The sequence below is a fragment of the Pseudodesulfovibrio cashew genome (assembly GCF_009762795.1).
Classification (GTDB): domain Bacteria; phylum Desulfobacterota; class Desulfovibrionia; order Desulfovibrionales; family Desulfovibrionaceae; genus Pseudodesulfovibrio; species Pseudodesulfovibrio cashew.
The window spans coordinates 2,770,672-2,787,075 of the sequence record NZ_CP046400.1 but is presented as its reverse complement, the minus strand read 5'-3'; the positions used below and the strand labels follow the sequence as shown (position 1 = coordinate 2,787,075).

9 protein-coding genes and 1 tRNA gene are annotated in these 16,404 nt (G+C 47.2%); 2 read left to right on the top strand and 8 right to left on the bottom strand.

Annotated features, from left to right (window positions below):
- The first annotated feature begins 24 nt into the window (after positions 1-24).
- Positions 25-111: transfer RNA gene (locus GM415_RS12545), tRNA-Leu, on the top strand.
- A gap of 118 nt (positions 112-229) precedes the next feature.
- Here the strand turns inward: GM415_RS12545 and GM415_RS12540 are convergent.
- From GM415_RS12540 to GM415_RS12505, 8 genes are all read right to left on the bottom strand, one after another.
- Complete coding sequence (locus tag GM415_RS12540) at positions 230-1,492, bottom strand: MBL fold metallo-hydrolase (protein ID WP_158948690.1); 1,263 nt, start codon at positions 1,490-1,492, stop codon at positions 230-232.
- The gene (locus tag GM415_RS12535; protein WP_158948688.1) at positions 1,483-2,361 is read right to left on the bottom strand and encodes a hypothetical protein; all 879 of its coding nucleotides are present in this window, start codon (positions 2,359-2,361) and stop codon (positions 1,483-1,485) included. Before GM415_RS12535 ends, GM415_RS12540 begins: the two co-directional genes overlap by 10 nt.
- Positions 2,362-2,519: 158 nt before the next feature.
- The gene (locus GM415_RS12530) at positions 2,520-3,812 is read right to left on the bottom strand and encodes a hypothetical protein (RefSeq protein WP_158948686.1); all 1,293 of its coding nucleotides are present in this window, start codon (positions 3,810-3,812) and stop codon (positions 2,520-2,522) included.
- Between the two features lie 7 nt (positions 3,813-3,819).
- Complete coding sequence (locus GM415_RS12525; RefSeq protein ID WP_158948684.1) at positions 3,820-6,927, bottom strand: helicase-related protein; 3,108 nt, start codon at positions 6,925-6,927, stop codon at positions 3,820-3,822.
- A 21-nt stretch (positions 6,928-6,948) separates the two neighbouring features.
- The gene (locus tag GM415_RS12520) at positions 6,949-9,015 is read right to left on the bottom strand and encodes a 3'-5' exonuclease (protein WP_158948682.1); all 2,067 of its coding nucleotides are present in this window, start codon (positions 9,013-9,015) and stop codon (positions 6,949-6,951) included.
- Positions 9,012-9,623 carry a hypothetical protein gene (locus GM415_RS12515; RefSeq protein ID WP_158948680.1) on the bottom strand — a complete coding sequence of 204 codons (612 nt, stop codon included), beginning with the start codon at positions 9,621-9,623 and terminating at the stop codon, positions 9,012-9,014. Before GM415_RS12515 ends, GM415_RS12520 begins: the two co-directional genes overlap by 4 nt.
- A gap of 1 nt (position 9,624) precedes the next feature.
- On the bottom strand, positions 9,625-12,450 hold the full coding sequence (locus GM415_RS12510) for a site-specific DNA-methyltransferase (protein WP_158948678.1): 2,826 nt from the start codon (positions 12,448-12,450) through the stop codon (positions 9,625-9,627).
- Between the two features lie 5 nt (positions 12,451-12,455).
- Entirely contained in the window at positions 12,456-15,521 is a 3,066-nt protein-coding gene (locus tag GM415_RS12505; protein WP_158948676.1) for a BPTD_3080 family restriction endonuclease, read from the bottom strand.
- A 273-nt stretch (positions 15,522-15,794) separates the two neighbouring features.
- Between GM415_RS12505 and GM415_RS12500 the strand changes: the two genes are divergently transcribed.
- Positions 15,795-16,394, top strand: a complete 600-nt coding sequence (locus GM415_RS12500) for a GIY-YIG nuclease family protein (protein WP_158948674.1) — start codon at positions 15,795-15,797, stop codon at positions 16,392-16,394.
- The last annotated feature ends 10 nt before the right edge of the window (positions 16,395-16,404 follow it).

Here is a 16,404-nt window from a genome sequence, read left to right as displayed (position 1 = left end):
TCGCGCGATAAGGAAAACTCCCACGCCTGGGTGGTGGAATTGGTAGACACCAGGGACTTAAAATCCCTTGGAGCTTGCTCCGTGCGGGTTCAAATCCCGCCCCGGGTACCAATAATTATAAGCAGTTAGGACAGTAATCTGGCCTAACTGCTTTTTAATTGGCTAAGACAAAACCCGTTTTAGACCTGTTTTGCCTCAAAAACACAAACCTGAATCAAGATAACAAAGCTTACGTCGTCGCTGCCAAATCAAAAACTTCCCCATCATCCAATACGATTGTTTGGGAAAACAATGCCCCAAACATATGCTTATGGTTGGTATGAACCGGAATAACTGTTTTCGGCAATATTTGAGACACAAAACGTTCAAGATCCTCTTTGGTCGCATGCCCGCTCGTATGGATTTCATAAAACCGTTCCCCAGCGAGAGCTTTGAGCGCCCCAGCCGGCTCGTTGTATGCTGATGAATCATGGTCAAGATACCCGGACCACTGTGAGTATATAACGGTTGAAGGCTTTCGAAGCTTTTGAAGGATGTGCGCTAGTCCAAAGTCGCTCAGCTTGAGAAGATATCGGGACGGTGAATCCACAATATCCTTCTCCCACAACTCATTGTCTGAGTGATAGAGTTCACGAACGAAGTCTCCGAAAAACCCACTGTTCTGTTTTATCTTCCGATACTGTCCCAAAGCGACTTTATTGTGTGAAAGAACCCGAATACCGTCCCATCGGATATCCGGAATATTCTTTGACAGCTTCTGAGCAACTCGCAATATCCAAGCGGAATAGATATCAAGGGCTAAAACCCTGCCACTTCGCTTGGCAGCCCGGAAAGCCGTCACCATCCTATCGATATTTTGTGCTGAACAACTGAGACAGACAAGTCCCTCTTCCTTGCCAATCGCATCAATTATCCCCTCTTCCACTTTTGATTCATCGCTGAAATGGGAATTGCCCCGGTTGATCAACGTACCTTCCAACAATACGGCATCCATTTCACGAGGAAGCCGGTCACACAGATAATCGAAGGTCTTGGCCTTTCTCCCGTGCGCTCGAAAATCGCCGCTGTAGTATATTGTTCGTCCTCCCGCCGAAAGGAGAAAACCAAAAGCTTCCGGCGCGGAATGATCTACAAGATATGGCATCACGACAATTTCGCCAATTTTGAAAGGCCTCTCCGCCTTCAAGCAAATACGTGACCGTTCTGCTAACGGCGGTTGACCAGTGAATATCCTGAGGCTTTGCAGAAAACCCCAAGCGACATCCCCCATGTACAATTCAACGCTTTCAGGCAAGCTCTCAAGAAGTCCATAATGATCCTGATGCCCATGTGAAATGATTACGGCTGAATAGTCATTGATATCGTCAGGGAACACGGTCACCGAGCCATCTAATGAGGTACCGGCATCCAGAAGAATGCGCGTTGTGCCATACGCGACCTCCACGCAGCTCGCGCCGATCTCATCAGCCCCACGATGGATGATTATTCGCACTTGTAGCCCTCTATGCAGGTGACTGGGAAATTCTCTAGTACGCTACTAGCACACACGCCTCTGACTATGGGGTGAAGCTCTCCGGAAGAGATGATATAATTTTCAATTTTCTTGGAATTAATGACATCTTGCCAACTCAGGAGAGAGTCTCGTATGAGCGCGTCAGAAGAAGGCTTTATGAAACCGCTCCGTATGTCATTGAGGATACACGAATAAAAAAACAATTCCGAAAGGGCGCCGACCTTCTTGTTACCTGCCACCTTGAGCTCAAACAATTTCAGAACGCCATCGCGGTCTAAACCGATCAAATCTATCGCCGAAGCATTTCCCGTAAAAAGTGCGCTCTTCTCTGTGGGAGGATTCTCGGTATAGACTCCAACCGGAAGTTGCCTAGCAATTCTACCTTCATCGATATTGTGCTCGACTCTAAAAACTTGGGAGCGATACAAGCAATCCTCATAAGCAGACTCGGATCTCGGATCGTCTTTGACAGAGGCAGAGACAGTTCCATGATTGATGTACTTTTCGATACCAACTCCGACTATATGATCCACATTGAGAACATCCGAAGAAAACCACTTAAAATACTTGGAGAACATGAAAGCTCGATACAAAAAACGATTGTAGTGCTTTGGTTCCTTAATGCTCTCTGTAGCCCACGAAAGACGAACATGCTCAAAACCGGCTACGCGGGAGGCCAATGCCCACCCTTCAAAGGCGTTCCGATCGGACTGCATATTACAGTCGGGATTATTAATATGAATATTAAGAGTTCCCTTTGGTTCAGGGATAAAACCAATACTGCTCGGCAGACGAACCGAGTTGCCGAATGATGCTTTGAGATGATTCAGTAAATCCTTCTGGAACATCTGAATAACTATTTTGTTGGCATAAGGCTTTTAGCTGACGCCCTACGTCAGAAGACTTCTGTTTTGACCATCCACGAGAAAGATGCGGCATGGGCAAGACCTTGATTTACGTACCAAAGATTCCAAAAGTAGGACCACTTTGTTTGACAACATATGAGTTACACCTGATCCTTATCAACAAAGCGGTCACTAAGAGATGACGTTCGAGAGTAAGATTGCACCTCCCCCCAATTGTCTCCCTTTATTAATAAGCCAAAATCATCAATATCCCTCGACAGCCCGTAAGCGACGGATAGTCTGTCGTGGTCTTTAGAAGAAAGAGTTGGAGCATTAAGACCATCAAGAGTTGGAAACGCACTTCTCGTTATGGCCTTGTTTGACATGCCTGGGATGAATTCTCTGCAATCAACTACACAAGTAACTAACTCTTTATAAAAATCTAAGTTTTTCCCCCCGCCGCAGAGGAAAAGAGGAAGTCCAGATCTCCAGCGAGGGCTTTGGGGATAACAAGTCATAGCTCTATTGAACCCACTTTTAATCTGAGACATTGCCTTGTTGTGTAAACTCATCGGACGATAGTACTGCGAATAATCAAACTCATTTTCTATCTCAAACATCAACCGCTGTTCGATTTCTCCAGCACCCAAACATTCTCTCATCAAAACAAAAGTGCCGTATGGTTTCACAGACTTCGAATAGATAGGATACTTATCATCTCCGTCATCTTCATGTACGTTAAAAACGGCAAAATCCACAGTACCTGCTCCAATATCCAAAACAGCATGCAAGTCATTCTGTCTTGATGAAGACTTCACATATGAAGTTATTTGAGCGACAAATTCAGGAACTATAGAAATGTAATCGGGAAGACTTTTCTTTCTTAGCTTTATTTGGGCCTTTTCTAGTGAATCGCTAACAGATCGTATAGTCACTTCTGAAGCGAAACTGTTGTCCCAGGCTGCAGCCGCAGCGACCTTTATCCGATCCATTAGAATTCTATCGGTGTAGCTGTCAGTTGGCATCCCAATATTCAAATCCCACTCAATATAATGCCCCGATAAAACGTCACTTTGCTTCGTCAAAACCCACTCTCGCACATGCCGTAACACCAAAGCCAAGAACGCGCTCATCAACCCCATAGCACAGGCAAGCTTTTGGCCTTGCATCGACTTGTTCAGAAGAGCAGACTTTAAATCATCAAATGAACGCGCATATTTTCCCCCCAAATGAAAATGGCGTTTTTCATCGATTGAGACAAGCCCTCTTACAAGATACCTACTAATCCCCTCTTTTGATTCGTTGAACTGGATAGCCTGCCGCCTCTCACCTGTTATGTGCACCACACACTTAGTATACGCGGTTCCAAAATCTAACCCGATAACAATCCGCCGCCTTGGAAAAGAATCCTGATTTACACCCTGGTATTGAGTTGCTTGCAGATTGATCGGCATGTGTCCCTCACGAAACCTTAACTATCCCACAACAAATTGCATCCTGTGAACGCACAAGATTCTTTTTCTTTTCATATGTCTCTACTTGAACGTCGCATCGGCTATGATGATTTTCCAATTGTCGTCTAAATGCCGGCGTCTGTTTGCTGTCAGGACCTAATTTTTCAATGGTAGCAGTAAGCGATTTCGTACGCCTTGCACGATTGTTTTCGATGGACTGAATCTGAAACGAGACCCGGTCGAAATTTTCGTCAATTTTAACAGAAGATAATTCCTCGTAGTCCCCTTCCAAAGCATCAATACATTCCCAAATGGCGTCTTCAATATTCTGAGGCAGACTTTGATTTGAGGCCGAAGTCCAATTGCAGCCAACGGCTCTAAGAGAGTTCATCAATTCAAGCGAACTGTCTGCTGGGAATAGTTCATCTGACTGCAGACTTCTTACCCTTGCTCTAATTTCCTCCTCAGTTCGAAGGCCTTTAAATGTCCACCTCGACAAAGCAAATGCATATAACCCTTGTGGCACTCCAGAAGCCTCTAGGGATGGGATTTGGGCTGATACTAGTGGATGAAAAATTCCTTTTTCATGATCTAGTTTAGAGGAGATGTATCGAATAAGTGGATGAAACTGACTGATTTGCTCTAAGTTGCGAGTCAACTGATGGACCTTATTGGCGAACTGGCATTTTACGGGTTGCCCAGATTGTAAACGTGTGGCCCCGGAGCTCTTTTTGTCAGCAACGTATGCGTTATAGTCTGCAGCAACATCAGTTGGGAGCTGTATCTCATAGGTCGACTTCGATTGATCGATTTGTCTAAAGGTGTGACCTTGTGCGTAATTGTCCAAAAAGTATTTAACGTAAGCAATCAGATCGTCGTGGCTAATTCTTTGGCGAAAATCTCTGGCAGCCTTTACTTTTTGCAAAATATAGTCACCATGCGCTAGGAGATTTGGTGCTTCCTTTTCTAGCTCTTCATTATTCCTTTTCTCTTGTTCTATTGCCTGTTCTGTTTGCTCAAGACGTGCATCAATCTCTTGAGGGGTCAGGTCATGACGAACGAGATCGCTAGTAAGCTGGTAAATCACCGGCCCCAATATCGGCTCCAACTCACCGATGGAGGTTGTGAAAACACCAAGCCTTTTGTGGAGACGTTCAACAATTCGATGGTCGATGGTCCCTTCATGACATAAATTCAGGATAGAAATTGATTCTGATTCCTGACCTATTCTGTCCAACCTACCTATCCGTTGTTCGACCTTCATTGGATTCCAAGGGAGGTCGTAATTGATGAGCATTGTACAGAACTGAAGGTCAACGCCCTCACTGGCAACCTCGGAGGCGATAAGGACTTTTGCAGTATCTGAATTACGGAATTTTGCTATGTATTCTTGTTTATCGTCAGCGACTCCACCATAAAGAACCATGTTCCCAAAACCAGCCTCTTGAAGTCTTTTTGACAGATAGTTGATAGTCCCCTTGAAGTAAGAAAAAATGATAATCTTCTCATTCGGATTCGTATTAAAGTGATTAGTCAGATGCTTAATTAACTCTTCAAACTTACTATCTACGTCCCAATAATCCTGCAAATTAACTTCAGGCAAAACGGTTTCAATCATGTGCCGCACTAGGGGGCCAATTTCATTCGTTTCACTCTCCCTTTCATTCTCTGCCTCTCCCCCCAAATCACCATAAAGCAGTTCGTCTACAGATGTTTCTTTGTCGATCCACCCTTTAATGGCTGCATACATACAACTTGAAACTTGCCGCTGGGGACTAGCCAAAAGAAATCCGTCAGAAATATCCTTCATGGCAGCATATTTTCTTATTTCTGATGTGACCAACCAATACAACTCCTCTTCATGGTCAGCCATAGCGACGTGATATATATTTGGCTTTCTGATTACCCGCTCAATGGGCATCTCTCGCTTACGAGTTCGATTTACAACATGGCCCAACATATTAACTCGTTCAATACGGCCTGCAATTAGGACCCTATCCTTCATGCTAAGTTCAGAATCATTGTCCCTGAGTTCACTCCTGAGAGTTGCGAGTTGTCTATTGTCCACAAGCAAACGATGTTTCGCAGCTGTATCTAATAAACTCTGAACCATTTGCAGGGAAGAGTTCGAATTTCGAATCAAATCTCTTGCTTTGATAAGAGGTGCGTTTGCTTCTAAGACTTCTGGAAAATCCCTTTTGTCTTGAAAATAGTCAGGGTCCACAATCTCAAGAAGGTGGAAAAGGTCATCGCTATGCAGATTCACTGGCGTTGCTGACAACAGAACAATGCTACCCGATACGTTTCTAATTAGCTCACCGAGCTTATTGCTGCGTGATTCAGGATTCCTTAAATAATGCGCTTCATCAATGATACACAGGTCAATAAGAGAATCTTCGTCGGCTTTGCTTTCAAGTAGATCAACCAACTTTGCTTTAGTTGAATTAGGATTTTCTTTGCGTTTAGTTGCCGACGGAGGGCGAATCCCTTCCAGACTACACACTATCCCTTTCCCGTCAGGTACTACTCCCTTGTCGCGCCTGAGTTCAGTGAGTAACTCTTGAGCCCCCATTTTGGTTGTTTCGACTCCAAAACGAAATTGAAGTTCGTCGCGCCACTTATCACAGAGCATCGCCGGGCAAATGACAAGCAAGCGCCGAGCATCCCTTCTGGCGCGTAATTCTGTCCAAATAAGACCGGCTTCAATGGTTTTACCAAGGCCAACTTCATCTGCAATCAGTAGGCCGCCTGATGGCGATTCCAAAAAGGATAAGAGGGGTTTGTACTGGTGGGGGTAATACTTGGTGTTTGTTGTTTCCATACTGTAGACGACATTAGCTAGACGCCCATTCAGATGGATATGTGTAAGGTGGCGTCGCATTGCAGACAGCTTCCCAAAACGTTTACGTTTTAGGAGGTCATCCCAATCTTCATTGTCGTCCTTAATTACTTCCAGCTCGTACTCTGGTTGATAACCGTGCTGCCCGTTGTCGTCGAATCGGATTTGGTATTTAAGGCCCCGACTCGTTTCTTTGAACCTAGTAGTTGTGATCCCTGTCCGTTCTGGATCATTAACTAGCCTTACGCGAGTATTCGGTTCAATCGGCGGCACCATAGCAACCTCGGATATTGTGGATTACATCTTCAAGTCGTCAATGAACTCTGACTCAGGATCAACGCTGGTCACGAACAAATGATCTCTTGCGCGTGTGCAGGCAACATAGAGTAGATGTCGTTCGGTATTGTAGACCTCTTCCAGGTCAGAATCATCGACCACGGTATCAATACGATCTTGTAAAGGAATAATTTCATCATCACATGCCATAACCGCTACAGCTCGGAATTCAAGCCCCTTAGCTAGATGCATAGAACAGATGGAAACTTGTTCCGTCGCTGGAAGAAGTTTTTCATCCAAGACAACGAAGGGAGACCCTGAATTTTGGACGGCCTGTTGTGCTCTTGGGATTTCATTGTCAGAGCGGACAAACACTCCGATTTCAGCAGGAGTGTATCCATCCCCCAACAAGTCTTTCAGCCATTCTGCGACGATTTGCTGCTCTTCTTCCTGGCTATCAGTGACTTGAATGATTGGTTTTGGGCCATTGAAGACAGATTGTGTTGCACGACGATCTTCTATGACACCGTCAACGTCTGCTAATTCCGGGGCAAGCAACCTGTCAGCCTGTTGTCTAATCTGGTGGGATGTTCTGTAGTTGATCCGAAGCGTGTTTGACCGTCCTCGAATATCAACTCCTAACGATTTCCAGGAAAATGGCTGCTGAAAGATCCTTTGTCCAAGATCGCCAGAAAAAAACAAGCTATCAGGTCTGGATGAAAGAGCCGCTAAAAATTTAAGCTGAGCAATGCTTATGTCCTGAGCCTCGTCCACAATGGCGTAATCAAATGGCGGGTTCGCGCTTCCTTCTAAATGAACGGCAAGTTCGCTAAACATCTGCGAAAGGGTTTTCATTCCCTTACTTTCCAAACCAGAGCGAACGATTTCAAATATTTCCCAAAGAACTTTTCGCTGCTTCTCGGGAAGTCTTGTCTTCCGACCAAGGCGAACAACGTCACGATACTTGTCCCAAGTGTCGAGCTGCCAGGCATCCACAACCTCTTCCCACTCGGTTCGCAAGAAGTAAGAGCTGAATTTGTGATCTTCGACCTGAGCAGACGCTTGTTCCAGTAGTTCGTTAACAGCTTCCTTGGGCGCGACCTTCAATGCTCCCAGATTTGCCTTATAAAGACGCACACCCACGGAGTTCATGGATTGCACTTCTAGCCGTTCTCCAAGCCTGGGCTCCTTGCCTAGGAGGCGGGCCAGTTTATTTTGAAGAGAATATGCCAAGGGATCGGAAAAGGTGGTCAGTAATACGCGAGCATTTTCATTGCTGCGAGCCAAGTGTGCTGCTCGATGAAGGGCAACGATGGTCTTTCCTGTTCCGGCAGAGCCTGACACCCTGGCAGGGCCGGAATAGTCTCGATCCACGAGTTTCTTCTGTGCTGGATGAAGAAAAACGGTCCACTTCTCCCAAGGATAATCCAAGGCTCGTTCGAGTTCTTCCACATCCGTCATCAAACGGAATCGGCGTTGAGCATCGGGATGCTCGAAAGGATCGCTGCCAAGGGCCATCTTGTACATCACAGGCTGAGTGCCTGTAGCTAGATCAAGAAGAGCTTCTGCTGCTTCACGGGGCAGATGGTCAGCCAGCTCAAGCAGAGAGTCCTCAGTGGCTTGCTTTACGTCTTCAAGCCAGTCAACAGGGACGCCATAGCTCAACAACTCCTCATCTGACGTGTCAGCAAACAATGTTGGTTTCGCGGGGGCCTTTTTGATGGTATCGACATACACGGGCACGGTGATTTCTTTCACTGTCTCCCGGATTTCGACAATCTGAGCCGCGCCAGTCTTCGGATGAGTTTCCAGCTTTCTTCGTTCAGCCCATTGGTAGGCTTTGTCGTGGTGATCCACGTAGCAAAGCAAAAGGCTGTTTTCGGTGCGGTGGACGATGATCCGGATGTCCATACTGACACTGGCGGACCAAAAATTCGGGTCTTTTGCCTTGTCCAATTTATGGAAACGAATCCCTGGATTTGCAGGATTCATTTGCAAATCAAAGGCAGACGTTTTGACCGCTTTCTGCTCTTGGACCGTGAGCTTGCCAAGACTATCGGTGAATGTGTCGGCTATTCGGAATATCATAACTTACTCAAAGCCTTTTTAGTGTTGTCGGCAATATCTTCGAGCGCCTTGACCGTCCTCAACGGCATGCTTTCATTTGCATTTGTCATCATGAACGATTCAATATCCACCTTGAACATGCCTGAATAATTTTGCCCTTCCTGTGAAGTATACTTACACTCTATTGTCACAGCCTCACTGCCAACCAGCTTAAAAAGTCCCCCAGGTTGTCCCCAGTCCATCTTTCTGCTCTCGCCTGGGCCGAGCGCAGGAATCCCCGTAACCAAGGGGCCTCGATCAATAGGCTGTGGTTCTCTCTTTGTATCTTCTGAAATGCCATACGCTTTTTGAAGCGGCACAGAACTCATGAATGAAACATCCAATGCCATTCCATTGCCGATATTTTGTACGACCAACATAATAATTGTCGGCCTGCTCTCGTCGTGAACCGCAGTCACTATGACATTTGGACTTGTTTGCAGTTCTCTGGCCTTTTTAGCCTCAATCGCTAGCGTGCGTGTGTATCGAGCCAAAACAGCCGTCAAGACGACAAGTGCAACAGAGACAAGAAGGCTTGCAATGTCTGCCGCAGTTAGCGAATTGAAGGCTGTAGATATGCTCTCAATCACATCAACCCACCCGGTAGACTTTCATGACTTCATCGCCAAGATGGTTGATGACTTTGACTGCTATGCGGCCCGACTCAGGCTTGTCGAATGGGCGGGAGATGTCGCTATTGAGGGTATCCCAGGACTCCTTGTTGATCTCCGCTTTGAGCGTTGTCTTCAGGGCCTTGTAGGGATCATTCGCACCGAGGAAATAGGCGTGGCGGACAAAGAAGCTCTCCTCGTTGTAGTCTGTATCGATGAACCAGCAGGCAATGCCTTCGGCTCCATCGCTACGGACCTCGCCGGTATTGGGGTGGAAAACGTCCACGCCGTTGATCTTGACCTGTACCTGACTGTTCTTGGCTTCTAAAATGTCGATGTCCGGTTCGCCGAAGATGACGAAGAGATTGCCCTTCCCGGTGTTCTTGAGGTCGTCCGCCATGTGCAGGTCGGCGTTCATCCGCGCTTTGAGCACAGGTATCCGCCCCAGACTATTGAACTCCGAAGAATGTGCGTCATAGTTGAAAGCACAGGCTATCAAGGCGTCAAACCCTGCGTCGCCAGCCTCCCGTGCTGCCGCTACGAGGTCTGGACGGGAGACTGTGCCGAACTCGGGCCCGATGAAAATAGCTGCCCGTTTCTCCACGCCGGAGTCTTCCTCGCCCTCGTAGTACACCCCTTCGGCGCAGACATAGTACCCTGGCCAGGGCTTGATGGTGGAAAAGACGATCTTGTCTTCCTTATGCGCCTGCTGGACACCTGCGGTCTTGAGATTCTCCAGGACCATTTGCGCGAAGTCCTGCGTTTCTACCTGCTGATCGGGCTTGGCAAGTTCATCAACAAGCTCGTCGTTTTCATCTACTGTCAACACGCGATGAGGAGAGAGGCTTTCGACGGTGAAAGGGCCGGCTACACGGGCCTTTTTGTTGTCCTCGTAGGGGTTGTCGTAGAGGTATTCAAAATCAGCTTTGGCTGCAATTGAGGCGTCAATTTCTTCCTGTCGAGCGATTCGATGCTTCCACCAATCACCGTGCAACTCTTTTGCTTTTTGGGGCCATTCTTCTTTCGCAGAAACGGGAATTTGCCAATCTTCCCAGTCGGTATTTAGGATCTCGTTAAGATTATTCAATATTGGCTCAAGGCGGTTTTTGTATTTGTCCCAGACTACATCAATCTCAGAGTTATGAGCTATTGATTTAAGCGTAATATGAGGGACCCTTTCATAGACAAACCCCTGCCGAACGAAGCCATGCGTTGATTTCAATGAAGGTTCAGTACGTGATAGTTCGGCTTCTTTAATTTGTCCCTCTTTGCTGTCAGAAAGTATATAGTATGGATACCGAGCCCCCATAACTCTAGCTCTAGATAAAGCCAGAGAGACTCTTGACGTGTCTATCGTAACCCACCTTCTTCCCCACTGTTCGGCTACGTAAGCAGTTGTCCCAGAACCGCATGTAGGATCAAGGATCAAATCACCAGGGTCCGATGCCATTAGAATACATCTTGTTACAGCAGATAGAGCTGTTTGGACCACATATATTTTTGATCCTCCAAATTGATTCTGCCCTAAGGTATCATGCCAAACATCAGTGAGCTCATAAGCAGGGTAGTCATCTAAAAAACGAATATAACCCAGTTTATTATTAGAACTCGCATCAACCCGATATGCCTTAAGAAGTCTATCAAAACCTTGTTCGTTGGTCTTCCAGCGTACCGTATTTGATGGAGTAATTGTCTTTCCTTCAAACTTAACACCAAACCAAGATGAAGCGCCTTCCCCTTTTGCCCTGCCGATGCTCTGACTGGTTAGATTATCACGAAAATATATCTTCGATCCTTCAGGCAGTATACCAGGAGCCAGCAACTCTTCTTTTGTTAAAGAACGACGAGTTAGATTTTTTAGTTGTACACTTTTATATCCTGTTCCACCTTTTTTACCGGGCTCTTTTTTTAGCAATATCTTTCTATATTTTACTGATGGCCTGTTCTTTGCGTACCATAAAATATAGTCAAATGTTGGTCCGAGATAATCACTTGTTGAACTTGATGTTTTAACAAATACAATCGTTGAGACATAATTGTCTTGACCAAAGATTTCATCAAGAAGCGTTCTAACTCTATGAACATTTTCATCGCCAATCTGCACAAAAAGAGATCCAGAATCTGCAAGAAGGTCTCTTGCTACAGTTAGCCTATCACGCATGTATGTCATGTATGAATGAATTCCATCCCTCCATGTATCTCTAAAAGCCTTAACCTGCTCAGGCTCACGCGTGATATGTTCCTTTTTCCCGTCTGTCACATCTCTGTTGAAAGTCGACCACTGAAAATTGGAATTAAATTTAATACCATAGGGAGGATCAAAATAGACACACTGCACTTTTCCCCGCATGCCCTCTCTCTCTGCAAGTGAAGCCATGACCTGAAGGCTGTCACCAAGGATCATCCGGTTCGACCAGTTGGAATCATGCTGGTAGAATTCCGTCTTGGCGTTTTCATCAGGAAGACCATTGAAGTCGTCAAAGAGGCTCATCTGCTGGGGGACCTTGGCCCCTCCCTGCTTCCTGGTCCGCTCGGTCAGTTCGTCTATGAGTACTTTCGGATGGACTTTTTCTTGGATGAACAACGGCGGCGCACTGACCACCAGGTCGGACCAGTCCTGTTCATCTTTGCCGCGCCAAACAAGCTGGGGATCAAGATCGCGGTTGCGCCGTTCATACGCCACTCGGATGGGGTCCTGGTGCTCCTTACGCAAGATGGACTGGCATTCGGCAGTGGGAATATGCTTTCTGGAAGCGTCTTCGTGCGTGATGGTTTCAACGGATTTGAGATTTTTCTTCTTTGCCATGGTATCTATTCCTGTTCGTCTCTGGCTTCACTTACGCCGAGGATCATATCATTGAAGACGGATTCCACCTTGGCTGCAAAATCCGATTCGATTTTAAAAACTTCCGTTAGTTCTGCAAACGCCCATCGCCCAAATTGCTTGTGGTTGTTCACACCGGGAATCCAGTAGTTCTCCATGGTCGATTTCTTTTCCTTGGCGTCCTCACCCCGGTAGCCTTTGATCTCCACGATCAGGTTGAGAAGGTCTTCGTGCCTGTCTTCGACCTGGACAATAAAATCTGGGATGTAGGTTCGCATGATCGAACCATAGCGATAGGGAACAAAAAGCCCCAGGTTATGATTCTTGACATACGCCTTGACCTTGGGGTGCGACTCCACCACACGACAGAACTCTCCTTCCCAATCGCTGTCCAAAATGGCCCAGTTCACATGACATCGGCGCGAATCCGTCTGCCAACGATTCCGCTTGGAAGTGTTAAAGTTGACGTGCATGGTCGAGCCCACCGGGTTGAACGAGTCAAGCACCGCCTTGACCGGACTCTTGCCCACCAGCTTGCGGGTAATCCCGGCAGTGATCCGCTCACAGGCCATATCCGCCAACTCCTGATACATCAGCTGCGCCGGATAGGTTCCACCCTTACACTCCAGGCAGTTGTCCAGCCATTGCTTGGTGATCCGTTTGAGCTGGCCGAACAGGTGCATTTTGGGCTCTTCCCCAGGATCACGCCATTTAGTGTAGAGCAACCGTTTGGTCACATGGAAGAGCAATGTTGACCTGCGCATGTCTCCAAGATGCTCTAGGCTGAGATCAACATCCTCGCCGATGATACCTTGGTTCTTGGTGATGGAAGGTCCTACTAGGGTCGGTGTCAGCTCCAGGATGGAATCGTCATTGAATTCGGCTTCAAGGCGTTCTTCCGGCAGTTCAACGCGATAACCCTCAACCCTTGGAAAGCGAATTTCCAGATGGTCACGCTCGGGCCTCACAGCCTTGACCTGAATCGTCTCTCTGGGAGGCTGAGGAGGAGCCACCACGGGCTTGGCTGTGAAGTCAAAGGGGATGCCCAGAACATCTGCATATTCGACATTGAACAGTCCTTCCTCGTTCAGATCATAAGACTGCCTACGCAAGGCGCGACCAATGACCTGTTCACAGAGGAGCTGCGTTCCGAAAGCCCGAACACCGAGTACATGGGTCACGGTATTGGCGTCCCAGCCTTCCGTCAGCATGGAGACAGAGACAACGCAGCGGATGGATTCTCCGAGGCGATCTTTCTTTCCCACCGTGTTCATGACTTCGCGTAGCAGGTCCTGGTCGGTGATGTTCTCCGCCTGTTCCCTGCTCCCGGTTCGTTCGATAATTTCTCTGCGGAAACGATCAATTTCTTCGCTGTATATTTCCCTGAAATTCTTATCCACAGCCTCTCCAGACTCCAGCTGCTCGCTGTCAATCAAGAGGGTTCTAGGCCTAGGAAGCGGGTTGCCATGTTCGTCTGTATTCCTGAACAACTCCAACCGGCCCGGAACTGGCGTCATCGATCCGTCGTCGTTCTCTCTAGTGAACCCGGAAATATACTCGTAAACAAGCTTGGACGTAGAGGTGTTGTTGCACACTACGATGAAGCAAGGCGGCACAGTGATGCCGCTCTCATTCCACAAATCAAAGGTCTTGGCGTAGTGCCCATACAGCGCCTCCAACGCCGTCTGGAGTTCTGTAGGAATAGCCAAGGGGTCAAGGTTTTTAGCTTTGCCCCGGCCCTTCTTAGGCATCTTCTTGCCGATATGCTCCCACAAATTCCTGAACCTTGGCATTTCGCTTCTGTCGATAAGATTGTCCGCCACAGGAACGCGGGGCAATTTGACGATACCGCATTCAATGGCGTCCATCAGCGAAAAGTCGCTCATGGTCCAGGGAAAGAGTGTTCCCTCGGCATAGCCTGAGCCTCGCAAGAAGAAGGGAGTCGCCGAAAGATCAATGACACAGGTGAGACCGAGTTTTCGATTTACCGCCTCAAGCCCTGAAATCCAGAGCCGTGCGGCTTCGTTGTTCTTCTTGGCTTCGTCCTTCTCATCCCCCTTGGAGTCTTCAACATCCGTACTATCGGGCCTCTCCCGGTAGCAGTGGTGTGCTTCATCGTTGATCGCCAGGATGTTTTTCATGCCCATCAAGTCAGGCATGACGCGCTGGATCATCTGCCCTTCGGTTTCAAGAGTATTCAGCTCCTCCCCGCGTCCTTGAAGCAAGGATCGGCTCCCCTTTGACAAGTCCATGCGTTCACGGAGTTTGAAGGCATGGTAGTTGGTGATAACGATTTTGGCCCGTTCGAGGTCCGCCATCATGTCATTGGGAACCAGTTCTCGGCTAGCATAATAGCTGTCTGGATCATTGGGCTGGAGCACCCTCAGCCGATCCTTGATGGTCAACCCGGGAGCGACGATGAGAAATCCACGAGTGAACTTGTTGCTTGTCGGATGACGGACGGCGTTGATGGTCTGCCAGATGATGAGCATCGCCATGACAGTCGTCTTGCCAGCACCTGTCGCCAGTTTGAGAGCCAGTCGCATCAACTCGGGATTCGCGTCATTGTTGGCGTTAGCAAGTACCTCCAGAAAGGCTTTCCCTTTCTTACCCAGCTTAGGAGCTACCTCGGTAAGCCAAATGGCTACTTCAACAGCTTCAACCTGACAGAAAAAAGGACGAATGCCGCTGAACTTATGGTGTCTCCAATGCTGGAGCAGGCGGGCGGTTTCTGGCGTTACTTTCCACCCGCCAGGATCAGGAATCTTCCTCCAAGCGTCCACGTGTTCTCGAAGAGCGTTGATGGTCCGAGCTGTTGCCGTATACTGCTGCTCTTGTGTGGAGAGCCCCTTGCCCTCGTCAAAGACCATCTTGGCCTGTTCGGCTTTGGCCTTCCGCTTCTTGGGCTTGGGAATTGGCGTTATGAAGTCTGCCTGACGGCGTCGATTTATGACTTTTTGAGTAGGCTGTCCCTGTTTATCGAGTTCCCAATGTTGTTCAGGGTAGTCGTAAGGAGAATTCAGAATAGGATGTTCAAAAAATAGATTTTCCATGGAGGCCCTCAAGACGACGATTATTTCGATCGGAACAGAAACGCTAAAACAATTGTTTTGAGGTGTTTATAGCCAACGCGAAGCCTTGGGTCAATAAATTGAAAAGATTGTGGCAGCAAATCCCCACCCAAACAACGTCCAACTTTCTAAAAAAAACAGTATTGATCACAAATCCAACGGACTGGCCCTGAAAACCACCTCCTATACTGGCCAACAAATAATCTCATACTATTGATTCATTTACGTGTAAGTCGAACGGGGGTAGGAGGGGGTATGAGTAACAAAAAAAGACAGATCGACAATTTGATTTTTTCTGGAATCCCTTTAAAATTCAGTAAAGAAATATTCAGCGATGTCTTCTCTAGAAAAAACAACAGCACGTTAGGAAAAACGCTTCAAGCAAAACGCTATAAAAAAATTGCAGAGCTAGAAAATTTCTCCAACCTCTCACAAGAGGAACTAAATGCACCACTAGGTGAATTCTTGATGAACTTGAAAAACGATGGAGATAACTCCTACACATTATTTCTCAATGACTATGGAGACCTTGAATACACCTCCTTTGCCATTGTCGACAAAGAGTTTCATAATAAGAAAGGTGTGTACGCCTATTTCGTTGGAGATGAGGTGAAATACATCGGTAGATGTACAGACAATATGAGAACGCGAGTCAATAACGGATACGGCAGAATTGCCCCCAAAAACTGCTATAAGGATGGGCAATCTACGAATTGTCGGATTAACAATCTAGTCAGGCTAGCTACGAGCAATGTCACTCTTTGGTTACACGAAATGGAAGACAGAGAAATCATCTGCCAAAAGGAACAGGAGCTAATAGAGCTGTTGTCGCCCCCCTGGAATATTAAAAAGTGATAACAGCGCT

Coding starts and splice junctions, on each gene's coding strand:
- GM415_RS12510 (WP_158948678.1), bottom strand. CDS start 12,450: ATGGCAAAGAAGAAAAATCTCAAATCCGTTGAAACCATCACGCACGAA.
- GM415_RS12525 (WP_158948684.1), bottom strand. CDS start 6,927: ATGGTGCCGCCGATTGAACCGAATACTCGCGTAAGGCTAGTTAATGAT.
- GM415_RS12505 (WP_158948676.1), bottom strand. CDS start 15,521: ATGGAAAATCTATTTTTTGAACATCCTATTCTGAATTCTCCTTACGAC.
- GM415_RS12520 (WP_158948682.1), bottom strand. CDS start 9,015: ATGATATTCCGAATAGCCGACACATTCACCGATAGTCTTGGCAAGCTC.
- GM415_RS12530 (WP_158948686.1), bottom strand. CDS start 3,812: ATGCCGATCAATCTGCAAGCAACTCAATACCAGGGTGTAAATCAGGAT.
- GM415_RS12500 (WP_158948674.1), top strand. CDS start 15,795: ATGAGTAACAAAAAAAGACAGATCGACAATTTGATTTTTTCTGGAATC.
- GM415_RS12535 (WP_158948688.1), bottom strand. CDS start 2,361: ATGTTCCAGAAGGATTTACTGAATCATCTCAAAGCATCATTCGGCAAC.